Annotated in this window: 19 protein-coding genes and 1 riboswitch; of the genes, 3 read left to right on the plus strand and 16 right to left on the minus strand. The window is 69.8% G+C overall.

All coding sequences use genetic code 11. The annotated features are described in order from the left end of the window. Position 1 precedes the first annotated feature (1 nt). The 9 genes from lepB (E6A26_RS11535) to E6A26_RS11575 all read right to left on the minus strand — a co-directional run bounded on the left by lepB (E6A26_RS11535) (position 2) and on the right by E6A26_RS11575 (position 5,940). The gene (lepB, locus tag E6A26_RS11535; protein WP_407695380.1) at positions 2–757 is read right to left on the minus strand and encodes a signal peptidase I; all 756 of its coding nucleotides are present in this window, start codon (positions 755–757) and stop codon (positions 2–4) included. Next, entirely contained in the window at positions 754–1,437 is a 684-nt protein-coding gene (gene lepB / locus E6A26_RS11540; RefSeq protein ID WP_136611346.1) for a signal peptidase I, read from the minus strand. The genes lepB (E6A26_RS11535) and lepB (E6A26_RS11540) overlap by 4 nt, the downstream gene beginning before the upstream one ends. Before the next feature lie 28 nt (positions 1,438–1,465). Then, positions 1,466–1,825: a 50S ribosomal protein L19 gene (gene rplS, locus E6A26_RS11545; protein ID WP_136611347.1), complete on the minus strand. Its 360-nt coding sequence runs from the start codon at positions 1,823–1,825 to the stop codon at positions 1,466–1,468. A gap of 237 nt (positions 1,826–2,062) precedes the next feature. Beyond that, a complete protein-coding gene (gene trmD / locus E6A26_RS11550; RefSeq protein ID WP_136611348.1) occupies positions 2,063–2,860 on the minus strand; it encodes a tRNA (guanosine(37)-N1)-methyltransferase TrmD in 798 nt (265 codons plus the stop codon). Next, complete coding sequence (rimM, locus tag E6A26_RS11555) at positions 2,860–3,516, minus strand: ribosome maturation factor RimM (protein WP_136611349.1); 657 nt, start codon at positions 3,514–3,516, stop codon at positions 2,860–2,862. The genes trmD and rimM overlap by 1 nt, the downstream gene beginning before the upstream one ends. A gap of 122 nt (positions 3,517–3,638) precedes the next feature. Continuing rightward, on the minus strand, positions 3,639–3,881 hold the full coding sequence (locus tag E6A26_RS11560; RefSeq protein ID WP_136611350.1) for an RNA-binding protein: 243 nt from the start codon (positions 3,879–3,881) through the stop codon (positions 3,639–3,641). A 1-nt stretch (position 3,882) separates the two neighbouring features. Then, the gene (rpsP, locus tag E6A26_RS11565; protein ID WP_136611351.1) at positions 3,883–4,299 is read right to left on the minus strand and encodes a 30S ribosomal protein S16; all 417 of its coding nucleotides are present in this window, start codon (positions 4,297–4,299) and stop codon (positions 3,883–3,885) included. 182 nt (positions 4,300–4,481) lie between these two features. Continuing rightward, entirely contained in the window at positions 4,482–4,943 is a 462-nt protein-coding gene (locus tag E6A26_RS11570; RefSeq protein ID WP_136611352.1) for a hypothetical protein, read from the minus strand. 103 nt (positions 4,944–5,046) lie between these two features. After that, positions 5,047–5,940, minus strand: coding sequence for a VOC family protein (locus E6A26_RS11575; RefSeq protein ID WP_136611353.1), 894 nt, complete (start codon positions 5,938–5,940; stop codon positions 5,047–5,049). A 184-nt stretch (positions 5,941–6,124) separates the two neighbouring features. Beyond that, a riboswitch (TPP riboswitch) is annotated at positions 6,125–6,232 on the plus strand. 9 nt (positions 6,233–6,241) lie between these two features. Here E6A26_RS11575 and thiC point away from each other — a divergent pair. Further along, positions 6,242–8,011 carry a phosphomethylpyrimidine synthase ThiC gene (gene thiC / locus E6A26_RS11580; RefSeq protein ID WP_136611354.1) on the plus strand — a complete coding sequence of 590 codons (1,770 nt, stop codon included), beginning with the start codon at positions 6,242–6,244 and terminating at the stop codon, positions 8,009–8,011. Between the two features lie 98 nt (positions 8,012–8,109). Here the strand turns inward: thiC and ffh are convergent, their stop codons facing one another. Next, a complete protein-coding gene (gene ffh, locus E6A26_RS11585) occupies positions 8,110–9,687 on the minus strand; it encodes a signal recognition particle protein (protein WP_136611355.1) in 1,578 nt (525 codons plus the stop codon). Positions 9,688–9,906: 219 nt separating this feature from the next. Here ffh and E6A26_RS11590 point away from each other — a divergent pair, with 219 nt between their 5' ends. After that, on the plus strand, positions 9,907–11,340 hold the full coding sequence (locus tag E6A26_RS11590) for a glucose-6-phosphate dehydrogenase (protein WP_234865396.1): 1,434 nt from the start codon (positions 9,907–9,909) through the stop codon (positions 11,338–11,340). Between the two features lie 92 nt (positions 11,341–11,432). Here E6A26_RS11590 and E6A26_RS11595 read toward each other — a convergent pair whose 3' ends face one another. The 3 genes from E6A26_RS11595 to E6A26_RS11605 form a co-directional block, all read right to left on the minus strand. Further along, positions 11,433–12,839, minus strand: a complete 1,407-nt coding sequence (locus tag E6A26_RS11595) for an ammonium transporter (RefSeq protein ID WP_136611357.1) — start codon at positions 12,837–12,839, stop codon at positions 11,433–11,435. A 673-nt stretch (positions 12,840–13,512) separates the two neighbouring features. Further along, positions 13,513–13,851, minus strand: a complete 339-nt coding sequence (locus E6A26_RS11600; RefSeq protein ID WP_136611358.1) for a P-II family nitrogen regulator — start codon at positions 13,849–13,851, stop codon at positions 13,513–13,515. Beyond that, a complete protein-coding gene (locus E6A26_RS11605) occupies positions 13,848–15,233 on the minus strand; it encodes an ammonium transporter (protein WP_136611359.1) in 1,386 nt (461 codons plus the stop codon). The genes E6A26_RS11600 and E6A26_RS11605 overlap by 4 nt, the downstream gene beginning before the upstream one ends. Positions 15,234–15,437: 204 nt before the next feature. On the opposite strand from E6A26_RS11605, the gene E6A26_RS11610 reads away from it, so the two are divergent. After that, entirely contained in the window at positions 15,438–16,646 is a 1,209-nt protein-coding gene (locus tag E6A26_RS11610; protein ID WP_136611360.1) for an MFS transporter, read from the plus strand. Positions 16,647–16,671: 25 nt separating this feature from the next. On the opposite strand, the gene E6A26_RS11615 is transcribed toward E6A26_RS11610, so the two are convergent. The 3 genes from E6A26_RS11615 to smc all read right to left on the minus strand — a co-directional run bounded on the left by E6A26_RS11615 (position 16,672) and on the right by smc (position 24,247). Beyond that, positions 16,672–19,296 (minus strand): Ig-like domain-containing protein, encoded by a 2,625-nt coding sequence (locus tag E6A26_RS11615; RefSeq protein ID WP_136611361.1) that lies wholly within the window; start codon positions 19,294–19,296, stop codon positions 16,672–16,674. A 121-nt stretch (positions 19,297–19,417) separates the two neighbouring features. Next, a complete protein-coding gene (gene ftsY, locus E6A26_RS11620; protein WP_136611362.1) occupies positions 19,418–20,620 on the minus strand; it encodes a signal recognition particle-docking protein FtsY in 1,203 nt (400 codons plus the stop codon). A 45-nt stretch (positions 20,621–20,665) separates the two neighbouring features. After that, the gene (smc, locus tag E6A26_RS11625) at positions 20,666–24,247 is read right to left on the minus strand and encodes a chromosome segregation protein SMC (RefSeq protein ID WP_211129094.1); all 3,582 of its coding nucleotides are present in this window, start codon (positions 24,245–24,247) and stop codon (positions 20,666–20,668) included. Between the last annotated feature and the right edge of the window lie 46 nt (positions 24,248–24,293).

The raw sequence follows: 24,293 nt of genomic DNA on the forward strand, positions 1-24,293 counted from the left end.
GTCACTTGGGTGAGGGGATGTTCGCGAACGTATTCGGATAGTTGCCTAGGGTGCTGAGCCTGTTGAGGGGCCACGCGATGACGGTGGCCTGGCCCTCGATGTCTCCCATGTCGATGAAGCCGTTTCCCGGCTGCGAGGCGTTGTGGAAGCGGGAATCTGATGAGTGATTCCTATTGTCGCCCATGACCCACACCTTGCCCGCGGGCACCGTGACGTCGAACGGCACCGCCCGCGGCGCCTCCGCCGGGTTGACGTACGGCTCGCTGAGGGCCACCCCGTTCACCGTGATGCGCTGCTGCGCGTCGCAGCAGATCACATGGTCGCCCGGGAGACCGACAAGACGCTTGATGAGGTGCTGCTGGGACGTGTCCGGAAGCAGGCCGATGAACTCCAAGCTCTCCTGGAACCAATTCTGCTGCGAATCCCCGGACGGGGGCAGCCATCCCTTCGTGTCCTTGAACACGATCACGTCCCCGCGCTGAAGCGCGAAGTTCCGCGGGACCATGAGATTGACGAAGATCCTGTCGTTCTCCTCGAGAGTGGGCACCATCGACTCGGAAGGGATGTAGAACGCCTTGAAGAAGAACGTCTTGATCACGAAGGAGAGCACGATCGAGATGACGAGGATGAGGGCGATCTCGCGGAGGAGCGCGAGGATTCCGCTGCGACGCGGCCTGGGTTGGTGACCCGATTCCCCGTCCTCGTGGGGTGCCGCGGCGTCCGCGGCGTCTGGTCCGGTTCCGGCCTCGCGCGTCACTGATGTCCCTTCGTGATATCCACCGGCCCCAATCTATCAAGCGGCCAGAGTATCGAGATCGGTTCGCCGATGACGCGATCGGTGCGGATGAGGCCGCCACCGGGTGCGCCGAGGAGCGACCTCGAGTCGACGGAGTCCGAGCGGTGGTCGCCGAGCAGCCACAGCCTGCCCTCGGGAACCACAACGTCGAACTTCATGGTGCTTGGCGCATCGCCCGGGAACACGTACGGCTCGTCGAGTGGGGTGCCATTGACTGTAAGCCGCCCGTCCGCCGTGCAGCACTGGACGTGGTCGCCTGCCACGCCGACCACGCGCTTGACGTACACCGTCTCGTTCGGGACGAGGCCGAGCCACTCCCCTGCGCCCCGAGCGGCATCGCCCAACCAGCCGCGCCCGCTGTCGAGCGGAGCGAACGAGCCGCGCCCGTCGAACACCACGAGGTCTCCCCGCGCGATGGGACGGCCCGCGAACGCCGTGCGCGAGACCGCGATGCGGTCGCCCGGCTGCAGAAGCGGCTCCATCGAGCCCGAGGGGATGTAGTAGACGTCGACGATGAAGGCGCGGAGGAGCCCCCACACCACAAGGGCAGCAAGCACCGCGAGAAGGACCGAGCGCCAGCCCAGAATTCTGGACCGGCGCTCGGTACGGGTGCCGCGGCCGAAGTCTGACTGAACGGTCACGACGCGTGGCGGCAGAAAGCCGTGAGGCTTACTTGGAAGCGCTGTAGTCGCGCTTCTCCTTGATCTTCGCGGCCTTGCCGCGGAGCTCGCGCATGTAGTAGAGCTTGGCGCGACGGACGTCACCCTTGGTCACGACCTCGATCTTGTCGATGATCGGGGAGTGGACCGGGAACGTACGCTCGACGCCCACGCCGAAGGAGACCTTGCGGACCGTGAACGTCTCGCGGACGCCGTGGCCCTGACGGCCGACGACGAAGCCCTGGAAGACCTGCACGCGGGAGTTCTTGCCTTCGATGATGTTGACGTGCACCTTGATGGTGTCGCCCGGCGCGAAAGACGGGATGTCGGAGCGCAGGGACGCGGAGTCAACCGAGTCGAGAATATGCAATGTGCTTCTCCTGACGACTGCCACAGGTCAATCGCTTCAGTCACGGGCCGCAGCGGCCCGGGCTCTCACCCGCCGTTGCCGATGATCCGGAGGCGGGACGCCCAATCCGTTGGCCGGCTCCCCTGTGGCAGAGTCCGGGCCCGGCGGGCGCAACGCTCTATTCTGCCACGCGCGAACCCCGGCGCGCGAATCGCGGCCCGGCACCACGGCAGTCAACGACCGACGACGGCGCGCGGCTCAGCCCCGCACGAGGCGACCGGCGACGACGTCGTACCCCAGCTCCCTGAGGACGGCCCGCTCGTCGCGGCCGAACGGCGCTGCGTCCGCGCCGTCGAGGAGCTCGGGGCGGCGAGCCGCCGTGCGGCGCAGCTGCTGCTCCCGGCGCCACCGCGCGATGAGCCCGTGGTTCCCGCTCAAGAGGACCTCGGGCACGTCGTGGCCGCGCCACGACGACGGCTTCGTGTAGACCGGGTACTCGAGCAGCCCGTCGGAATGCGACTCCTCGACGAGTGACTCAGGGTTGCCCACGACACCGGGCAGGAGACGCCCGATCGCCTCGACCATCGCCATGACGGCGACCTCTCCCCCGTTCAGCACGTAGTCGCCAAGGCTAACAGGGCGCACGCGGAAGCGCTCTCCGGCCCAGTCGAGCACGCGCTCATCGATGCCCTCATAGCGCCCGCAGGCGAACGTGAGCGTGGGTTCCTCAGCAAGCTCGTAGGCGAGGGCCTGGGTGAACACCTCGCCGGCTGGCGAGGGGACGATGAGGGTCGGCTTGTCCTCGCTGGCATCCCGCCCGGCGAGCACGGACCCAAGCACGGACTCGAGGGCGAGGCTCCACGGCTCGGGCTTCATGACCATGCCCGCCCCGCCGCCGTACGGCGTGTCGTCGACGGTCCGGTGCCTGTCGAACGCGAAGTCGCGGAGGTCGTGCACTTCGAGCTGGAGCAGCCCGTCCTCCTGCGCGCGGCCGAGGAGGGAGAGACGGAGTGGGACGAGATACTCGGGGAAGATGCTGACGACGTCGATGCGCACTAGCGGTCCTTGCCGGGGGCGGGATTCCCGCCGTCGGCGACAGCGCCGTCGTCGACCGCGTCTTGGGTGTCACCGCCGGCGCCAGCGGCTCCCCCGCCGGCGGCGGCGTGGTCTGCGGCCTCATCGTCGACGGCGTCGGCGGCTTGCGCCTCGGCGTTGAGCTCGAAGAGCCCGGGGGGCGGGACGAGGGTGACGAAGCCTCCCTCGACGTCCACCTCGGGCACAATCTCGTCGACGAAGGGCACGAGGACCTCACCGGTGGGCGTGTCGACGACGAGCAGGTCCTGGGCGGGCATGACGTGAAGGGCCGAGACGGTGCCGACCGCGTGCCCGTCGACGCGCGCCTGGAGGCCTACGAGCTCGTGCTCGTACCAGCCCTCATCGTCGGCGTCCTCGAGCTCCTCGGTCTGGACCGAGAGCGTGGCCCCACGCAGCTCCTCCGCGCGGTTGCGATCGGCGACCTCGTCGAAGCCGAGCACAAGGATGTCCTTGTTCCAGCGCGCCGAGCGGATGGTGAGCGGGCCGTGGGAGCCTGGGTCGACGTCGAACGCGGCACCCGGCACGAACCGCTCCTCGGGAGCGTCGGTGAGGATCTGCACGGTCACCTCGCCGCGGATCCCGTGCGGCTTGCCGATACGTGCGACGCGCACCTTCATGGCGTGTCCCTTCCTTGTGCCGCTGGCCCTGCCCGCGGCAGTCATCGTTAAAGGCTCCGGCCCCTCAGCCTTCCAATCGGGCGGAGGGGCCGGAGCCTCATGCTGGTTGCCTTGCGGCGGGCCTAGCGGCGACGGTCCGTATCGACGACGTCGACGCGGACAGACTCGCCGTCGGCGAGGGCCGCGACCACCGTGCGCAGCGCGCGGGCGGTCCGACCCTGACGGCCGATCACTCGGCCCAAGTCCTCCTGATGCACACGGACCTCAAGGACGTCGCCGCGGCGGCTGTTCTTCGCCTCAACCGCGACGTCATCCGGATTGTCCACGATGCCCCGGACGAGGTGCTCGAGTGCGTCGGCCAGCAAACTACTCAGCCTCGGTGGTCTCGGCCGGAGCCTCGTCAGCAGACGCGGTCTCCTCGGCCTTCGCCGCCTTGGGGGCCTCGGGGAGGATCACGGAATCCTTCTCGGGGGCCACGAACGGCTCCTTGCCCTTCGGGTACTTGAGCGTACCCTCCTGGCCCGGGAGGCCCTTGAACTTCTGCCAGTCACCGGTCACCTTGAGCAGCGCGAGGACCTGCTCGGTCGGCTGGGCGCCGACGGACAGCCAGTACTGGGCACGCTCCGAGTTGACCTCGATGAACGAGGGCTCCTCGATCGGGTGGTACTTGCCGATCTCCTCGATCGCACGGCCATCGCGCTTGGTGCGCGAGTCGGCGACGACGATACGGTAGAACGGCGCGCGCATCTTGCCGAAGCGCTTGAGACGAATCTTAACGGCCACGGTTGTGGTCACTCCTGTATCTGCACACGGTCGAACCCATACTTTCCGCTCCCGTGGGGCGGGCCGTACTCGTAGAGCTCTGAGGGAACACGACGCGCGCGGAGAGAGGGGCCACGCGGATCGGGTACCCGACTATTGTGCCAGACGCAGGCAAGAAGCGCGATTCGCCGCACCGGGGCGGCTCAGGACCCCGCCCAGACGAACAATTCCTGATGATCCGAGTCGTCGACGTCCGCCGCGAGCTTCGCCAGCTGCTCGACGTATCCGTACGCTTCCTGGGCATCAAAGGGCAGGTCCTGCTGCTCGACCCACGCGGCGGCGACGCGCTCCACCGCATCCCCCTCGCCCTCGTCCGACTCGTAGGCGAGGAGCTCCGCGAGGGCACGGATCAGGGCCGGCGGCACCGCCAGCAGCGTGTCGCTCGAGACGTCGACCATCGTGAGCTCGTAGTCGGCACCAGAGGCGTGGACGGCGGCACCGACGAGCGTGCCAAGCTGCTCGATCTCGTAGTCGGACACGCCCGGGATGCGGACGCCATCGCCATTGGCCTCCGGGCCGGAACCGGAATCGAGCCTTGCGGCTCGCTGGAGGGCCTCGGAATGGGTCGAAACGAACACTTCGGCAAACGGGTTGGGACCTGACACGGTATCCCCCTCGGTAGGGCGAGTGCCGGGCCGCACAAGGGCCGCGGCGTACGGACTACGCGCCCGCGGGACCGCGGACACGTTGAGCGTAGCGCAGGCAGAGTCAGCCTGCTACGACCGCCATGCGGATGCTGTTGCGCCACGGATCGTCGAAGCGCAGCTCGAGCCCCGTGTGCTGGGTCGCGACACCCGCTGCCTTCAGGCGATCGGCCGCGGCGAGGATGTCCTCGTGCCCGGGAACGTGGATGAGGACCTCCCCGAGGCCCAACGTGTCTTTCCGCGGGCCCGCGCCACAGCTGTTCCAGACGTTCATGGCCATGTGGTGGTGGTACCGGCCAGCGGAGACGAAGAGCGCCTGGCCGTGCCAGCCAGCAGTCTGCTCGAAGCCGAGCGTCTCGACGTAGAACTTCCGTGCCGTCTCGACGTCGCCGACCTGGAGGTGGACGTGGCCCACACCCGCCGTCGACTCGTGCTGTCCCTCGAGCGCACTCTCGGTGAGGTTCGCCTCGAGGAAGCCCTGCGGCGGGAGCGGGAGGCTGTCCATGACCACCTGGCTGCCGTTCCAGCCCCATGTGTCGCGCGGCTTGTCGAAGTACAGCTCGACGCCGTTGCCCTCGGGGTCCGTGAAGTAGAAGGCCTCCGAGACGAGGTGGTCGGCGCTGCCGGCGAACAGGCGCGGATCGTACTGAGCGGCCGTCGCGACCGTGGCCGCGAGATCGGCGCGGCTCTCGAAGAGGATGGCCGTGTGGAACAGGCCCGCCTCGCCCCGCCCCGGCAGCTGGAGCCCAGCGGCCGGGCTCAGGTGGATGACCTGGCGGCCCTTGCGTCCCAGGAAGACACCGCCGAGCGACTCGGCAAGGGGCACGAGACCGAGGGCGCGCTCGTAATAGTCGAGCATGAGCTTCATGTCTCCGACCTTCAGCATGACCGTGCCCATGCTGAGCTGGGCGGGCAGAAGGTCCTGGGACGACGCGGAGAGTTGTGCGGGGTTCGACATGATGCTCCTCTGAAGGGGAATCCAGCTTCAAGACTACATTTAGTTGAAGGTTCAATCAAGCCGGATTATTCCTGCGGCGACCCTCCGTCGGCGGCCAGCGCCACGGGCCGGCTCGGTCATTCCGAGGCGCGCGTCACGAGCGGCTCCTTCGTTCCGTCGCCCAGCCCGCCCGTGCTAACGTCCAGTTCGTCCACACGGGTGCCCTCGCAAGGGCTGAGATCAGGCTGACGCGGCCTGCGACCGTCGAACCTGTCCGGGTCATGCCGGCGTAGGAAGTGAGAACTCTCCTTTGGAAAACCCCATGAGCACATCTGAAATCGAAACCGCCCAGGGCCAGGAGCAGCACCCCGCCCATTCGCTTGCGTTCCTGGCGGACGCCGAGCACGGCCTCCGGGTCCCCGTCACGGAGATCGCGCTCGACGATTCCCCGAACGGCCAGCCTAACGAGCCGCTGCGCGTGTACCGCACCGCCGGCCCGGGCAGCGATCCGGTCGTGGGGCTGCCGCCGTACCGTGCCGCGTGGATCGCCGAGCGCGACGACACCGAGGCCTACGACGGCCGGGAGCGGAACCTGCTCGACGACGGCCGATCGGCCCTGCGTCGCGGCACGGCGTCAGCCGAGTGGAAGGGCGCCAAGCCCGTTCCGCGGCGCGCGAAGGAGGGCCGACGCGTCACGCAGATGCACTATGCGCGCCAGGGCGTCCTCACGCCCGAGATGCGCTACGTGGCGCTGCGGGAGAACTGTGACGTTGAGCTGGTGCGCAGCGAGGTCGCCGCTGGGCGCGCGATCATCCCGAACAACATCAATCACCCCGAATCCGAGCCGATGATCATCGGCAAGGCGTTCCTCGTGAAGATCAACGCGAACATCGGCAACTCGGCTGTGACGTCGTCGATCGCGGAGGAAGTCGACAAGCTCCAATGGGCCACCAAGTGGGGCGCTGACACCGTCATGGACCTCTCGACCGGCGACGACATCCACACGACACGCGAGTGGATCATCCGCAACTCCCCCGTGCCGATCGGCACTGTCCCGGTCTACCAGGCGCTCGAGAAGGTGAACGGGGACGCCTCCGCGCTCACGTGGGAAGTCTTCCGCGACACGGTCATCGAGCAGTGCGAGCAGGGCGTCGACTACATGACGATCCACGCGGGCGTGCTCCTTCGCTACGTGCCCCTCACGGCCAACCGCGTGACCGGGATCGTCTCGCGCGGCGGCTCGATCATGGCCGGCTGGTGCCTCGCGCACCACGAGGAGAACTTCCTCTACACGCACTTCGACGAGCTCTGCGAGATCTTCGCTCAGTACGACGTCGCCTTCTCCCTCGGCGACGGGCTCCGCCCCGGCTCCACGGCGGATGCGAACGACGCCGCGCAGTTCGCCGAGCTCGACACGCTCGCCGAGCTGACGAAGCGCGCGTGGAAGTACGACGTGCAGGTCATGGTCGAGGGCCCGGGCCACATCCCGTTCCACCTCGTGCGCGAAAACGTCGAGCGGCAGCAGGAGCTGTGCGACGGCGCGCCGTTCTACACGCTCGGCCCGCTCGTGACGGACGTGGCCCCCGGCTACGACCACATCACGAGCGCGATCGGTGCGACCGAGATCGCCCGGTACGGCACGGCGATGCTGTGCTACGTGACGCCGAAGGAGCACCTCGGCCTGCCGAACAAGGACGACGTCAAGACAGGCGTCATCACCTACAAGATCGCCGCGCACTCCGCCGACCTCGCGAAGGGTCACCCCGGCGCCCACGAGCGGGACGACGCCCTCTCGAAGGCCCGCTTCGAGTTCCGCTGGAAGGACCAGTTCTCGCTCTCACTCGACCCGGCGACCGCCGAGGCGTTCCACGACGAGACGCTGCCCGCGGAACCGGCCAAGACGGCGCACTTCTGCTCGATGTGCGGCCCGAAGTTCTGCTCGATGCGCATCTCGCAGGACATCCGGGACGAGTACGGCTCGAGGGAGGCACAGGAAGCCATCGCAGGCATGGCGGCCAAGAGCGCCGAGTTCATCGCGCACGGAGCGAAGGTCTACCTGCCGGAGACGATCACGGTGGGCTCGCCCGAGTAACCGTTCACCGGCCGCGTGACCGGCCCGGAGCCGCATATCCGCTGCTGCTCAGCAGCAGTTATGCGGTCAGGGGCCGGTCATCGCGGTTCGGGTGAAACCTAGTTGCCGAGGAACTTGTCGAAGCCCTTCGGCAGGTTGAGCGCGGCAGGGTCGAAGTCCTGCTGGGTCTGCTGACCGAACGCAGAGCCGCCCTGGAGCGCGTTCGCGGCGCCCGCGGCACGCTTCTCCTCGGCCTCTCGGCGCTGTTGCGCGGCCTTCGCCGGGTTGCCCGAGCGGGCCTTCTTCTTGTTGTTCTTCCCAGCGGGTTTGCGGGACGCGCCGCCGCCCGGCAGGCCCGGCATCCCCGGGATGCCGCCTCCGGACGCCATGCGGCGCATCATCTTCTGCGCCTGGCCGAACCGCTCGAGCAGTCCGTTGACCTCGGAGACGTGCACGCCGGAACCCTTCGCAATGCGGGCCCGGCGCGAGCCGTTGATGATCTTGGGGGCCACGCGCTCGTGCGGGGTCATGGACCGGACGATCGCCTCGACGCGGTCGATCTCGCGCTCGTCGAACTGCTCGAGCTGCTGCCGGAACTGGGCTGCACCCGGCATCATCATGAGCATCTTCTTCATCGAGCCCATCTTGCGGATCTGCTGCATCTGGGCCAGGAAGTCCTCGAGCGTGAAGTCCTCCTGGTCGGCGAACTTCTTCGCCATCCGGGCGGCTTCGTCGCGGTCCCAGCTCTTCTCCGCCTGCTCGATGAGCGTCATGACGTCGCCCATGTCGAGGATGCGCGAGGCCATGCGGTCCGGGTGGAAGAGCTCGAAGTCGTCGAGGCCCTCGCCGGTGGACGCGAACATGACCGGGCGGCCAGTCACCGACGCGACCGAGAGCGCGGCACCGCCGCGCGCGTCGCCGTCGAGCTTGGTGAGGACGACGCCGGTGAAGTCGACGCCCTCCTCAAAGGCCTTGGCCGTGTTGACCGCGTCCTGGCCGATCATCGCGTCGATGACGAAGAGGACCTCGTCCGGGTTGACGGCGGAGCGGATGTCCGCGGCCTGCTGCATGAGCTCGGCATCAATGCCGAGGCGTCCCGCGGTATCGACGATGACCACGTCGTGCAGCTTCTGGCGCGCCTGCTCGACGCCGCCGCGGGCAACTGCCACCGGGTCTCCGGTGGGAGCCTCGAACTCGGACTGGATGCCCGGGTGCGGCGCGTAGACGGCGACGCCGGCGCGCTGGGCCACGACTTCGAGCTGCGTGACGGCATTCGGGCGCTGGAGGTCGGCGGCGACGAGGATGGGCGAGTGGCCCTGGCCCTTGAGCCACTTCGCAAGCTTGCCCGCGAGCGTCGTCTTGCCCGCGCCCTGGAGGCCAGCGAGCATGATGACGGTCGGCGGCGTCTTCGCGAGCCGAATGCGACGCGTCTCGCCACCGAGGATCGTCACGAGCTCGTCGTTGACGATCTTGACGACCTGCTGGCTCGGGTTGAGTGCCGCGGCCACCTCCGCGCCGAGGGCCCGTTCGCGGACCCGCGAGGCGAAGTCCCGCACCACGGGCACGGCCACATCCGCGTCGAGCAGGGCGCGCCGGATCTCGCGGACGGTGGCGTCGACGTCTGCTTCGCTCAGGCGGCCCTTGCCGCGGAGGTTCTTGAACGTCGCAGTCAGACGGTCCGAGAGGGAGTTGAACACGTGACGGAGTCGCTTTCGGTGGAGTAAATAAACCGCCCGGGGGCGGTTCTGCCATCTTCAAGAGTATCAACCGCCGTAGCCGCCACAATGTCGCAGGGTGTCGGCGCCGCACGCCCGGGTGGCATGCTTGGCACCGTGACGACGCAGACAGCAGACCAGCAGCACGTCCCCCAGACCTCCCCCTCCCCCCAGAAGCGCGACGCAGACGCTCCCCAGCCCGTGAGGAGCCTCCTGATCCTCGGCGCGTCGGGCGATCTCACGGGGCGCCTCCTCTTCCCGGGACTCGCGCGTCTCCTCGCGACGGGCCGCCATGCCGGCCTCACCGTGGTGGGCGGGGGCCATGACGATTGGTCGGCCGACCAATGGTCGGATCGGGTCCGCCACGCAACCGAGGATGCACTGGCCGACGCGACGCCGGAGGGCCGCGGCGAACTGGAGCGGATCCGCAAGGAATCGACGTATGAGCAGCTCGACGTCACGGCCCCCGGGGTGCTCGCGGGCGCCATCTCCCGCCTCACGCCGCCCGTGGCCGTCTACTTCGCGCTGCCGCCGCAAGTCGCCCAGGACGCGTGCGAGGTCCTCAGCCCGGACGAGCTCCCCGAGGGCACGCGCCTCGTGCTCGAGAAGCCGTTCGGAACGTCCGAGGCCTCGGCACGGCAGCTCAACGACACGCTGCGGGCCCTCGTCCCCGAGCAGCAGATCCACCGCGTGGACCACTTCCTGGGCAAGGGAACGGTGCTCAACATCCTCGGGCTCCGCTTCGCGAACAACTTCCTCGAGCCCGTGTGGAACCGGGACCACATCGAGAAGATCGAGGTCTTCTTCGACGAAGACTTGGCGCTCGAAGGCCGGGCGGGCTACTACGATCACGCCGGCGCCCTGCGCGACATGATCCAGAGCCACCTCCTGCACGTCATGGCGATCCTCGCGATGGACGCCCCCGCCCGGCTCGACGAGCGCGACCTCCGCGACACCATCAGCTCCGTGCTGCGCGCGGCCCGCGTCGAGGGGCCGTTCGCGGAGACGACGCGCAGAGCGCGCTACACGGCAGGCTCGATCGGCGGCCGCGACGTCCCCGACTACACGGCCGAGAACGGCGTCGACGCCTCCCACGGAACCGAGACACTCGCCGAGCTCACGGTGACGCTCGCTAGCTGGCGCTGGGCGGGCGTGCCGTTCGTCCTCCGGTCCGGCAAGGCCCTGGGCGCCAAGCGCAAGGAGGCCGTCATCACGTTCAAGCCGGTCCCGCACCTCCCAGAAGGCTTCGTGGGCGTCGACGAGCCCAACCGGCTCCGGATCGGCTTCGGGCCGGATGTGCTCCAGCTCGACGTCGACGTCAACGGTCCGGGCGACATCCTGAGCCTCAACCGTGTGACCCTCGACGCCGACCTGAGCGCGACCGATCTCCTCCCCTACGGCGAGGTGCTCGACGGTGTCCTCAACGGAGACCCGACGCTCTCGGTCCGCGGCGACACTGCCGAAAGCTGCTGGCGGGTGGTCGAGCCTGTCCTCGCGGCGTGGGCGGCCAACGAGGTCCCGATGGACGAGTACCCGGCCGGTTCCCGCGGGCCCTCCTCGTGGGCGACTTCGGCGGTAGGCGCCGATGGGACGACCTCGCCGGAGACGGGCCCGGACTCGGGCGAAGACGGCTGACCGGGGAGCCCCAGCACGGCGGGCGGACGACGGCGGGTCAGTCCCGCCGTCGTCCGCCCGGCTTTTTCAGGGGGATGGAAGCCTGGGCCCGGCTAGGAGGACGAAGGCGCCGCCGGGGCGCCGGCTGTTTGGAGCTCGCGCGCCCGGCGCGCCTCGGCGAGCAGTTCGTCGACCTCGTAATGGAGCGCCGGCACGGGCGACTTGTGTCCGAGCGGGTGGAACGCGCGGGCCGTCGACTCACCCGAGTGGTACGCGGTCTCGGCGTGGATGACCAGGTCGACGCCAGTCTCCTCGATGTCCTTCGACACCCGGAAGCCCATCGTGGCCTTGATCGCGTAGCCGACCGCGAGCGAGATCGCGAACGAGTAGCCGAGGACCGCGACGGTCCCCAGCGCCTGCTTGCCGAGGAGGTCGAAGCCGCCGCCGTAGAAGAGGCCCTGGCCGGGCACCGGCGCGCCGGGGCTCGCGGCGAGGCCGATGAAGAGCGTGCCCACGATGCCGCCCACGAGGTGGACGCCCACGACGTCGAGCGAATCGTCGTAGCCGAACTTGTACTTGAGCCCCACCGCGAGCGAGCACACGGTCCCGGCCACGAGGCCGAGCACGATCGACCAGAGCGGCGAGAGCGACGCGCACGACGGCGTGATGGCCACGAGGCCCGCGACCGCGCCGGACGCCGCACCGAATGAGGTCGCGTGTCCATCGCGGATCCGCTCGACCACGAGCCAGCTCAGGATCGCCGCGCACGGCGCCACGAGGGTGTTGATCCACGCGAACGCCGCCTCGCCGTTCGCCGCGAGCGCCGAGCCCGCGTTGAAGCCGAACCACCCGAACCACAGGAGGCCGCAGCCGAGCATGACGAGCGGGAGGTTGTGCGGCCGGTGGTTCGGGTCCTTGCCGAAGCCCAGGCGTTTGCCGAGCACGAGCGCGAGCGCGAGGCCCGCGGCACCCGCGTTGACCTCGACCGCCGTGCCGCCCGCGAAGTCGATGAGGCCGAGCTGGTTGAGCCAGCCGCCGACGAACGTCCCGTTCGGATCCTTGTTGGCGTCGAACACCCAGTGCGCCACGGGGAAGTACACGAGCATGGCCCACACGCCCGCGAAGACAAGCCACGAGCCGAACTTCGCGCGGTCGGCGATCGCGCCGGAGACGAGCGCGACCGTCACGGTCGCGAAGACGCCTTGGAAGCCCACGAACACGAGCTCGGGGATCGTGCCGACCAACGGCATGTCCTTGCCGGTCGAGAGCAGGCCCTCGAGGCCGAAGTTCTGGAACGGGTTGCCCACGAGGCCGCCGAACGCGTCCCGGCCGAACGACATCGAGTAGCCGAAGAGCACCCACAGCACGCCGACCAGCGCGAGGGCACCGAAGCTCATCATCATCATGTTGAGCATCGACTTCACACGCGTCATGCCGCCGTAGAAGATCGCGAGTCCGGGGGACATGAGCAGCACGAGTGCAGCTGAGACGAGGACCCAGGCTGTGTCGCCAGCGTTCATGGGGGCTTGCCTTCCGAGGGGCTCCGACTTGTCTGCTGGCCCGGCCGTCCGTCGGTTTCCCGCCGGCCGTCGGGCCACTCGGAACAGACTCTCCCGCCCGTGTTTCATGCTTCGGGCGCCTATGTTGCTCGGAAGTTACAACATTGCCACCGACGTTAAGAGCGCGTCTCAGACGTGTTAACGGCGTGTTTCATCCGCTTGTTTTCGGGGTTTTTGGAGGCCTACCCGCTCCCCTCCCGCTCCTGTGTTTCGGGTACAGAAACTCCTCCTCACACGCGTTTCGGGTACAGAAACTCCTCCTCACACGCGTTTCGGGTACAGAAACTCCTCCTCGCACGCGTTTCGGGTACAGAAACCCCTCCCCACATCCGTTTCGGGTACAGCTAACTCCACCCCAGAGGCCGTATCGGCCCAGTTATCTGTACCCGAGAGGCCCTACCGGCTGAGTATCTGTACCCGAGACGCCGTATCGGCTGAGTACCTGTACCCGAGACGCCGTGACGGGCGAGTATCTGTACCCGAGACGCCGTGACGGGCGAGTATCTGTACCCGAGACGCCGTGGTGGGCGAGTATCTGTACCCGAGACGACGGACGACGGCGGGTGGGCACCCGCCGTCGTCTGTCGTCTGCTGCTCTAGCCCAACTTCTGTTCGGGCCCTCGGAGCCTCTGGGTCAGATTGCTGCTGACCCGCGCTCGCCGGTCCGAACCCTGATCGCCTCGTGCACGTCGACGGTCCAGACCTTGCCGTCGCCCGCCCGACCGGTGTTCGCGGTCGTGATGATGACGTCGAGGATGTCGTCGGTCTGCTCGTCCGTCGCGAGGATCTCGACCCGGATCTTGGGGAGGAGGTCCACGCTGTACTCGGCGCCGCGGTACACCTCGGTGTAGCCGCGCTGCTGGCCGTAGCCGCTCGCCGTGCTGACGGTCAGGCCCTGGACCCCGTAGGACTCGAGCCCTTCCCTGATGGCGTCGAGTTTCTCGGGCCGCACGATCGCGGTGATGAGCTTCATGAAGTGACCTTCCCTGACTTGGCGGAATCGCTGAGCAGATCATCGGCGTTGAACCTTGCGATTTCCTCCGCGGCGGCCTTTCCGCCGAGCGGGTGGAACGCGTTGCCCGAGGACGAGGCCGAGGAGTACGCGGTCTCGGCATGGATGGCGATGTCGACGCCGGCCTCCTCCGCCTCGGTCGTGACGCGGAACCCGATCGTCACCTTGATGAGGAGGGCGATGAGGAGCGAGACCACGAACGAGTAGCCGAGCACCACGAAGGCGCCAATCGCCTGCTTGCCGAGCTGGTCGAAGCCGCCGCCGTAGAAGAGGCCGGTGCCGGCAGACGGGGCGCCCGGGCCGGCCGCGAGGCCGATGAAGAGCGTGCCCACGACACCGCCGACCATGTGGACGCCCACGACGTCGAGCGAGTCGTCGTAGCCGAACTTGTACTTGAGGCCGACCGCGAGGGCGCAGATGGCACCGGCGAGGACGCCGAGGATGATGGCCCAGAGCGGGGAGATCGCGGCACACGCGGGGGTGATGGCCACGAGGCCCGCGACCGCGCCGGACGCCGCCCCGAGAGACGTCGCGTGGCCGTCGCGGATCTTCTCCACGATGAGCCAGCCGAGCACCGCGGCGCAGGGGGCCACGAGGGTGTTGATCCAGGCGAACGCGGCGACGCCGTTGGCGGCGAGGGCCGAACCGGCGTTGAAGCCGAACCAGCCGAACCACAGGAGGCCAGCGCCGAGCATGACGAACGGGAGGTTGTGGGGACGGTGGTTCGGGTCCTTGCCGAAGCCCTTGCGACGGCCGAGGACCAGAGCGAGGGCCAGGCCGGCCGCACCCGCGTTGATGTGGACCGCGGTGCCGCCTGCGAAGTCGATCACGCCGAGGCCGTTGAGCCAGCCGCCGATGAAGTTGCCGTTCGCGTCCTTGTTCGAGTCGAAGACCCAGTGCGCGACCGGGAAGTAGACGAGGACCGCGAACAGGCCGGCGAAGACCATCCACGAACCGAACTTCGACCGGTCAGCGATGGAGCCGGAGATGAGCGCCACCGTGATGATGGCGAACACGGCCTGGAAGCCGACGAACGCAAGCTCGGGGATAGTGCCGGAGAGCGGCATATCCTTGCCGGTCGAAAGGACGCCGTGGAGACCGAACTTGTCGAAGTTGCCGACGAGGCCGCCGAACCAGTCGGTGCCGAACGACATCGAGTAGCCGAAGAGCACCCAGAGCACGCCCACGAGGGCGATTGCGCCGAAGCTCATCATCATCATGTTCAGAACAGACTTGGCGCGGGTCATGCCGCCGTAGAAGAACGCGAGCCCGGGCGTCATGAGCAGCACGAGGGCCGCCGAGGCGAGCACCCAAGCGGTGTCGCCAGCACTGAATGTGGGCATGGGGGTTGCCTTTCGAGGGGTGGACGGATCTTTTCTGGTCGGTTCCCGCCGCTGCACCGGCAGTCCCTCCCGACCACTGAGAAAAGATTGCCGCCCGGGTGTTTCAACCGCTCGCGGCGCAAATTGCTCGCGTGTTACAACTTCGTCCCGCGAGTTAAGCGCTCGTCACCGGCTCGTTACCGTCATGTTTCGTAGGGTTGTGGCATGCCCCGTTCCCCCTTCGGCGCCCTCGCGCGGGTCGCGAGCCCGCGCGTCGCCGTACCCCGCGACGTCTGGGTCCTCGTCGTTGCGGCGTTCGCGATCGCGATCGGCTTCGGCCTCGTGGCCCCCGTGCTCCCCCAGTTCGCCACGAGCTTCGGCGTGGGGGCGACGGCGGCGTCCGTGATCGTCAGCGCGTTCGCGCTGACCCGGCTAGTGCTCGCCCCCACCGCGGGCGCGCTCGTGGACCGGTGGGGCGAGCGGCCCGTCTATGTCACGGGCGTCCTCACCGTCGCGGTCTTCACGGGCGCGTGTGCGTTCGCGGCCGACTATTGGCAGCTCCTGCTCTTCCGCGGACTCGCGGGCATCGGCTCCACCATGTTCACGATCTCGGCGTCAGGCCTCATCGTGCGGCTCGCGCCGCCCGAGGCCCGCGGGCGTGTGAGCGGGCTCTACGCGTCGTCGTTCCTGCTCGGGAACATCGCCGGGCCGCTCGTGGGAGGCCTGCTCGCGGGATGGGGCCTCCGCGTCCCGTTCCTTGTCTATGCGGGAACGCTGGTCGTCGCGGCGTCGGTGGTGGGGTTCCTGCTCGGGCGCGAGCGGTCCGCCGCTCCCCGGGTCAGCCTCCCGCCGCTCGAGCTCTCGGAGGCGCTGGCGCTCCCGCCGTACCGGGCGGCGCTCGTCTCGAACTTCGCCAACGGCTGGGCGACTCTCGGCATCCGGATGGCCCTCGTGCCGCTCTTCGCAGCGGCGGCCCTGCACGCGGCCCCGAGCGCGGCCGGACTCGCGCTGACCCTCTTCGCGCTCGGCACGGCCTGCGCCCTGACCTTCTCGGGGCGGCTCGTCGACGCGTGGGGGCGCCGGCCGCTTGCGCTCGCCGGACTCGGAATCGCCGCGGTCGCGACGGCCCTCATGGGGCTGAGCACCTCGGAGTGGACCCTGTTCGCGGTCTCCGCCGTGGCGGGGTTCGGCTCGGGGCTCTTGACCCCGTCTCTCCAGGCCACGGTGGCGGACGCGATCGGCCGCGAGCGCAGCGGCGGAAAGCCCCTCGCGGTCTTCCAGATGGTCTCCGACGTGGGCAGCATCGTCGGCCCGCTCCTCGCGGGTCTCCTGGCCGACGGCGTGGGCTACCCGTGGGCGTTCGCGGTCTCGGGCGCGTGCCTGCTCGCCGCGATGCCCGCGTGGGCGGGCCGCCGCCGTCGTCCGCCCGCCTGAGCCGTCGAGGCGGACGACGGCGCCATCAGGCGCCTGACCCGACGAGCTCCACGGCCGCCAGGTCCCACTGGTCGGCCGTAGGAGCGGAAGCTCCGACCTTGACCTGAGTTCCCGCCGGGCCGGCGGTCTGATTCGTGTATTCGCTCCACGAGGTGTCCCCCAAACCGGTGTCGATCCACTGCTCGAGGAAGACGAGCCCCGTGGGGAGCGTTCGCGCGCGAGCGTTGTCCCAGTCGTGGCCCACGGCGAAGACCAAGGACGCGGCCGAAGTGGTTGTGACCGTCAGGGTCGGCGCTCCGCTCGCCGCGGAGCCCGAGGCCACGGCACCGGCACCCTTCGCTCCCTCGTAGGCGACCACGGTCAGCTCCTGGGCGTAGCCGGCCGCAGCAGGCGTGGAGGTCACGGTTGCGTTCGAGATCGTATTCGTCGCGGTGGCCGTCCACACCTCGGCGTCACCGTATTGGGCGTTGGAGCGGGCCAGAAGCTTCCACGAGAGGCCTGCCCCTGAGACGGTGGCAGACTGCGAGTTCAGCTTGGCAGGGCCGTCCTGCGAGACGAAGGCCAGCAGGACCTCGCCCGGGACCACGGTGCTGAAGGAGGGCGTCGTCACCTTGCCGGCCCCGCGGACATCGATCTCAGCCTGCTGCACGAAGCACGTCATGGACGGGACGGGATTCTGGACAGTGACGCCTACCCCGCCAGAAGTACCGATGTTGCCTGCGGGATCGGTGGCCTTGGCCGTCAGGGTGTGCGAGCCGTTCGCTGTCTTGGTCGTGTCCCAGCTGATCGCGTACGGAGAGGCACTCAGTGCGGTGCCGAGGGGCTGACCGTCCAGATAGAACTGGACCGAGGACACCGACACGTCATCGGTGGCGTTGGCAGCCACCGTCGCCGTGCCTGAGACCGTCTGGCCCGCGGTCGGGTTGGTGATCTGGACCGTCGGGGGCGCGGTATCGGCCGGTGACGTGCCGCCAGACGCCGGGACGATCTCGATCCCCGCCATATTCCACGAGTCCGCAGTCGGGGCCGTGTCTGCGAGGGTGACCGATTGGCCGGCAGAGGTAGTCGGCGCGTTCGAGGCCTGAACCCAGAACGTATCGCCCATGGGGCTGTCAACCCATTGGGCCACCTGCGTCTGCCCTGCTGCGTAGGTCCTACCCGTCGCCGAATCCCAGTCGCTGCCCACGGCGACGGTCAGCGAGCCCGCAGCCTTGGCGGCCAGATGCACAGCGCTGGCCCCAGACGGCGCGTTGGCCGCCGAGGACGCGCCGACGCCGCCCGAATTGGCGAAGGACTCCACCACGAGCTGCTGATCGTACCCGCCCTCCCTCGGGGTGGAAGTCACCACGGCCCCGCTGAGCACGGAGGGCGCGGTTGCGGTCCAGATCTCGGCGTCGCCGTGCTGTACGTTGCTGCCGGTCACCCGGGTCCACGTGAGCCCCGCGCCGCTCACAGTCACGGCCTGGCCGCCGGTCGACGCGCCGTCGCTGGAAACTGCGGCCAGCAGCGTCTCCCCCGCGGCCGCCGTCGTGAAGGCCCCCGTGCTCACGGCGCCCGAGCCACGCGCGGTCACCGTCTGATCGATGTACAGGCCATTCGACGCGACGGTGATCGGAACCACCGGGGCGGTGCCGGCGCCGCCCGAGCTGTCGATGACCCGGGCGCTCAGCCGATGAGATCCAGGAGAGGTGCTGCCGACGGTCCACGAAGTCGTGTACGGGGCCGCCGTGATGGGATTCCCCAACGCGCTGCCGTCGAGGAGGAACTGCACGGAGGCAACGGTCGCCGGTGATGCCGCTGAGGCCGTCGCCGACAGCGTGACCGTGCCAGACACCGAGGCGCCCGCCGTCGGGGACGTGACGGAGGCGCTCGGCGGGACGACGGTCGGGTGGGTCTGCGCGCCCACCGTCACGGCCGTCCCCTTGATGGTCAGCACGGTGTCGGTGACGTTGTTCGTCGCGTCGCTCTCGACCAGGACATGCAGAGGGTCTGCCACGGCCCGCAGGATGTACGTGCCGTCCGGTACACCGTTGAGGTCGATAGGTTGCCCGGCGTCGGTCTGGTCGTACTGGTCGCCCCACCCGACGGACCAGCCGAGCGGCGACGTCGGGCTCGCGCAGTTGGACACCGGGATGAACGTGCTCGACGGGGTGTTCGGCACGCCGCCGACCTTGGTGTCACCGGTGATGCAGTAGTCCGTCTTGGGGCTCGTGGCAACAACTTGGCCAATCGACCCATCGGCGTTGACGCCGTTCAGCGTGAACTTGGTCAGGGGGAACTGGTAGTCGTCCGGCGGATCGAACACGCCGAGCACGGCAAGCGGGACCACGTGGTCGAGAGACCAGGCGCCCGGGCTCGGACTGTTGTAGATCGCTTGGACGAAGCTCGCGGTCCCAGTCGCCGAGTTATAGGTCGGATCGATCTCGAACGGGCCGGTGCCCGCGTCCCAGGTGATGTGGGTGTACCGCAGCATCCGATGGTTTGTCGTCGCGTCGATCCCAATCGAGATCTGGTTGGTCGGGACGGCGATCTGCAGATCTGGCGGGGTGACCGTGGCGGCGGAGACCGGGCCGGGAAGGCCTGCCACCGGCCCGAAGGCGAGCGCGACGGCGGCGGCAAGCGTCCACGCGAGAGATCGGCTTCTGGACATGGGGCCCTCCTGTGACGGCCGTCTCGCGACGGCATCAGGACCCGGCGAGACCGACGCGAACTAGGAACGCCCCGGGGATGTCACCGACCATCTTGGCCCTGCTCGGGCCAGGCGACAACCCCTAGGCGAGGATCGCGTCCACAAACCCCTCGACGTCGAACGGCGCGAGGTCGTCCGGCCCCTCGCCGAGGCCGACGAGCTTCACGGGAACCCCGAGCTGCTTCTGGATGGCCACGACGATGCCGCCCTTCGCGGTGCCGTCGAGCTTCGTGAGCACGATGCCCGTGATGTCCACCACCTCGGAGAAGACCTTCGCCTGGTTGAGCCCGTTCTGGCCGGTCGTCGCGTCGAGGACGAGGAGCACCTCGTCCACCTCGGCCTGCTTCTCGATGACGCGCTTGACCTTGCCGAGCTCGTCCATGAGCCCCACCTTGTTCTGGAGGCGCCCGGCGGTATCGACCATGACCACGTCGACTTCCTGCTCGATGCCCGCCTTGACCGCCTCGAAGGCGACGGAGGCTGGGTCCGCGCCGTCGACGTCGGACTTCACGGTGGGGACGCCCACGCGGGCGCCCCACGTCGCGAGCTGCTGGGACGCCGCCGCACGGAACGTGTCCGCGGCACCCAGGATGACGTCCTTGTCCTCGGCGACGAGGACGCGGGCGAGCTTGCCGACCGTGGTCGTCTTGCCCACGCCGTTCACGCCGACGACGAGGACGACGGCGGGCTTCCCCGACTTGCGGTCGACCCGGAGCTCGCGGTCGAGGGTCGGATCCACGAGCTTGACGAGCTCCTCGCGGAGCATCGATCGGACCTCGTCGGGGTCGCGGCTCCCCATCACCCGGACGCGGGCCTTGAGCGTCTCGACGAGCTCGAGGCTCGGCTCAGTGCCGATGTCGGCCAGCAGGAGCGTCTCCTCGACCTCATCCCACACGGTGTCGTCGACGCGGTCGCTCGAGAGGAGGGCGAGGAGGCCCTTGCCGAAGACGTTGTTGCTCTTGGCGAGCCGCTCGCGCAGGCGCTGGAGGCGGCCGGCCACGGGGGCCGGAGTCTCGGTCGGGACGGCCTCGACTGGGGGCTCCTCGAGGAGCTCCGCGGGAACCTCGACGGTGGCGGAGGGTGGCTCCGCGACCGCGGTCGGCGCGCCGGACTCGCCGTCGGCCCCGGACGGGGTGGTCGGGAGGGCGGGGTCGTTGGCGTCCCGGGTGCCGGTGTAGCGGACCTTCGAGCGGCGGCCGCGGACGAGCCCGATGATGGTCCCGGCGACCACGAGGACCACGATCACGGCGATGACGATGGGCAGCAGGACGGAGAGGTCTGTCACGGACCTAGCTTCTCACAGGCTCGGTGGCCGGCCCGCGGTCCGGGCTCACACCCGTTCGAGCTTCTGGCTCACCACGGTCGAGACGCCGTCACCGCGCATCGACACCCCGTAGAGCGCGTCCGCGACCTCCATGGTGCGCTTCTGGTGCGTGATGACGATGAGCTGGCTCGACTCCCGCAGCTCCTCGAAGATCGTGATGAGCCGCCCGAGGTTCGTGTCGTCGAGCGCGGCCTCGACCTCGTCCATGACGTAGAACGGCGAGGGGCGCGCCTTGAAGATCGCCACGAGCAGCGCCACCGCCGTGAGCGATCGTTCCCCGCCCGAGAGCAGCGAGAGGCGCTTGATCTTCTTGCCCGCGGGCCGAGCCTCGACCTCGATCCCGGTGGTGAGCATGTCCGCGGGGTCGGTGAGCACGAGGCGCCCTTCGCCGCCAGGGAAGAGCCGGCCGAAGACGCGCTCGAATTGGGCAGAGGTGTCCGAGAACGCCTCCGTGAAGACGCGCTGGACGCGCTCGTCGACGTCCTTGATGATCGCCAGGAGGTCCCGCCGGCTCGACTTGAGGTCCTCGAGCTGATCGTTGAGGAAGCGGTGCCGCTCCTCGAGGGCCGCGAACTCCTCGAGCGCCAGCGGATTGACCTTCCCCAGGGCCGAGAGGTCCCGCTCCGCCTTCTTGAGCCGCTTCTCCTGCTCGGACCGCACGAAGGGCGCACCGCCCACGGGCTTGCCGTCGTCGTCGACCTCGACGCGGAGCGCGGCCCACTTGTCGCCACCCTCCTCCGGGACAGGCACGGGGAGGTGCGGGCCGAACTCGTCCACGAGCTGCTGGGCCGAAAGCCCCAGCTCCTCGACGGCGCGGTCCTCGAGGGCCTCGAGCCGGAGCACGAGTTCGGCCCGCGCCAGCTCGTCGCGGTGGGCCGCGTCGCTGAGCCCGGCGAGCTCCTTGGCGAGCGCCTCGGTCGAGGTCCGCAGCGCGGCGAGCCGCTCGTCGAGCGCGGTCCGTCGCTCCTCGGCGGCGTCGCGCTCCTCGGCGGCCTCCTCGACGGCGCGGTCCATCGCCGCGACTCCGAGCACGGCGGCGCGCGCGACGGCGCCCGCCTGCGCGGCCTTCCGGGCGCGCTCCGCCGCGCGGCGCTCGGCCTCGGCGGCCGCCTTGCGTTCCCCCGCGGCCGCACGCTCGAGCGACTCGGCCCTCGCGGCGAGCGCCCGGTGCTGCTCCTCTGCCGTGCGCAGCGCGAGGCGAGCCTCGAGTTCCGCGGCGCGCGCCGCCGTCGCCCGTTGCGCGAGGCGGTCGCGCTCGTCCGAGGACGGCTCGGCGTCCGGCTCCTCCTCGGCGTCAGCCTCTTCTGCTGCCTCAAGGCGCTCGGCCGCGGTCGCGAGGGCCTCCTGCTCCTTCTCGAGGTGCTCCCGGGCGGCCTCGAGCGACGCGCGGAGCCGCTCGTCCTCGGCCGTGGCGCCGCGCAGCTGGGCGCCGAGCGCTGCGAGCCGCTCGGCGACTGCCGCGAACTTCGCGTCGGAATCGTGAAGCGCGGCGAGGGCCGCGTCCGCGCGCTGGGTCGCCTCGCGCACGCGCTCGCGGGCGCCCGCGAGCTCGAACCCGGCGCGCTCGTGCTCTGCCTGAGCCGTCGCGAGCTCCGCCTCGGCCTCCTCGACCTGCGCCTGGAGTTCGATCGTGGACGGCGCCGCCGCCGAACCGCCCCGCACCGAGGCCGACGTGAGGACGTCGCCACCGTGCGTCGCCACCGTGAGCTCGGGGTGTTCGGCGAGAATCGACCGGGCCTGGGCGGCGTCCACGGCGGCGACGGCGCCACCGAGGAGGCGGACGACGGCGGCCCTCACCCGCGCGTCGGGCGTCACCACGGCGTCGAGCCAGCTGGCCCCCTCGGGGAGCTCGGGCCGCTCCGGGGAGGCGTCCGGCTCCGGCCCGCCGCCGACGAGAAGGGCCGCCTGCCCGCCGTCGTCCTCGCGGAGCCGCTCGAGCGCGCGGTGGGCCGCGTCCGCGCCGTCCATCGCGAGGCCCTCGGCCACGGGGCCCAGCACGGCTGCGACGGCGGCCTCGAAGCCGGGCTCGACCTTGACGAGGGCGGGCACGGCGCCGAGCACGCCGTCGCCGGAGGCGACGACGGCGCCGCTCCCGTCACGCCCGCGCAGGCCCGCGCGGAGCGCGTCGAGCCTGGCCTCGAGCGAGCGCCGGGCGGTCTCGGCGTCGCGCCGCCGCTCCTCGATCGCGACGAGCTGGGCCTCCGCGGTCTCCTGGGCCTCGGCGGCCTCCTCGTAGTCGGCGTCGAGGCCCTCTTCGCCTTCCTCGACGCCCGCCACCTGGGTCTCGAGCGCCGTGAATTCCAGTTCCGCGGCCCGGCGGCGCTCGGACGCGGACGCGAGCGTGGCGCGCAGCCTCCCGATCTCGCCCTCGGCCGCCTCGACCCGACTCCGCGCGGCGCCGACGCTTCCCGCCAGCCGGGCGAGGCCTTCGCGCCGGTCCGCAGACGCCCGGAGCCGCGCGGTGTGCCGACGATCCTCCGCTGCGGCGTCCTCCTCTGCCTCGGCCCGCGCCTCGGACGCCGCTTCGAGGGCCTCCGAGCGGACCTCGAGCGCCTCGTCGAGCACGGCGAGCTCCTCTCGCGCCTCCTCGGCCTGCCGCTCGAGACGCTCGGGATCACGGCCGGAGTGGGTCGGCTCCGAGGTTCCGAGCAGGCGGCGGCGCTCCTCGGCGACGTTGGCCAGCGATCGAAGCCGCTCCCGCCCCGACGAGAGGCGATACCAGAGGTCTCTCGCGGCGTTGAGCCGCGGGGTCGCGATGGCGGCGGCGTGCTCGGCCTCGGCCTGTTCGCGCCGCGCGGCCTCGAGCTCACGCTCGACGTCGGCGCGGCGGGTCGTGAGCGCCGACTGGTCCGCGCGGTCCTGCTCGAGCGAATCGCGCAGCCGCACGACGTCGTCGGCGAGGAGGCGGGCGCGCGCGTCGCGCACATCTGCCTGGATCGTCTGGGCCCTCCGGGCCACCTGCGCCTGCCGGCCGAGCGGACCGAGTTGCCGACGGATCTCCCCCGTGAGGTCGGCGAGGCGCTGGAGGTTGCCCTGCATCGCGTCGAGCTTGCGCACCGTGCGCTCCTTGCGGCGACGGTGCTTGAGGATGCCGGCGGCCTCCTCGATGAAGCCCCGGCGGTCCTCGGGCGTCGCGTGCAGGATCCGGTCGAGCTGCCCCTGGCCCACGATCACGTGCATCTCGCGACCGAGGCCCGAATCGCTCAGAAGCTCCTGGATGTCGAGGAGCCGGCAGGAGTCCCCGTTGATCGCGTATTCGGAGCCGCCCGTACGGAAGAGCGTGCGGGAGATCGTCACCTCGGCGTAGTCGATGGGGAGCGCGCCGTCGGCGTTGTCGATCGTGAGCGCGACGTGGGCGCGCCCCAGCGGCGGCCGCCCGGACGTCCCCGCGAAGATGACGTCCTCCATCTTGCCGCCGCGGAGCGTCTTCGCGCCCTGCTCCCCCATCACCCACGCGAGTGCGTCGACCACGTTCGACTTGCCCGAGCCGTTGGGGCCGACCACGGCCGTCACGCCCGGCTCGAACTCGAACGTGGTCGCCGAGGCGAAGGACTTGAAGCCTCGGATGGTCAGGGTCTTGAGGTGCAAAGGACCGGGGGTCTCCTGTCAGTGGCTCCCCTGCTGGCTGCGGGTA

Origin of the sequence: Sinomonas albida (genome assembly GCF_004919045.1) — a bacterium.
GTDB lineage: Bacteria > Actinomycetota > Actinomycetes > Actinomycetales > Micrococcaceae > Sinomonas > Sinomonas albida.

Coding starts and splice junctions, on each gene's coding strand:
- E6A26_RS11575 (WP_136611353.1), bottom strand. CDS start 5,940: ATGTCGAACCCCGCACAACTCTCCGCGTCGTCCCAGGACCTTCTGCCC.
- E6A26_RS11615 (WP_136611361.1), bottom strand. CDS start 19,296: ATGTCCAGAAGCCGATCTCTCGCGTGGACGCTTGCCGCCGCCGTCGCG.
- E6A26_RS11600 (WP_136611358.1), bottom strand. CDS start 13,851: ATGAAGCTCATCACCGCGATCGTGCGGCCCGAGAAACTCGACGCCATC.
- rimM (WP_136611349.1), bottom strand. CDS start 3,516: ATGAAGGTGCGCGTCGCACGTATCGGCAAGCCGCACGGGATCCGCGGC.
- E6A26_RS11605 (WP_136611359.1), bottom strand. CDS start 15,233: ATGCCCACATTCAGTGCTGGCGACACCGCTTGGGTGCTCGCCTCGGCG.
- E6A26_RS11610 (WP_136611360.1), top strand. CDS start 15,438: ATGCCCCGTTCCCCCTTCGGCGCCCTCGCGCGGGTCGCGAGCCCGCGC.
- thiC (WP_136611354.1), top strand. CDS start 6,242: ATGAGCACATCTGAAATCGAAACCGCCCAGGGCCAGGAGCAGCACCCC.
- E6A26_RS11595 (WP_136611357.1), bottom strand. CDS start 12,839: ATGAACGCTGGCGACACAGCCTGGGTCCTCGTCTCAGCTGCACTCGTG.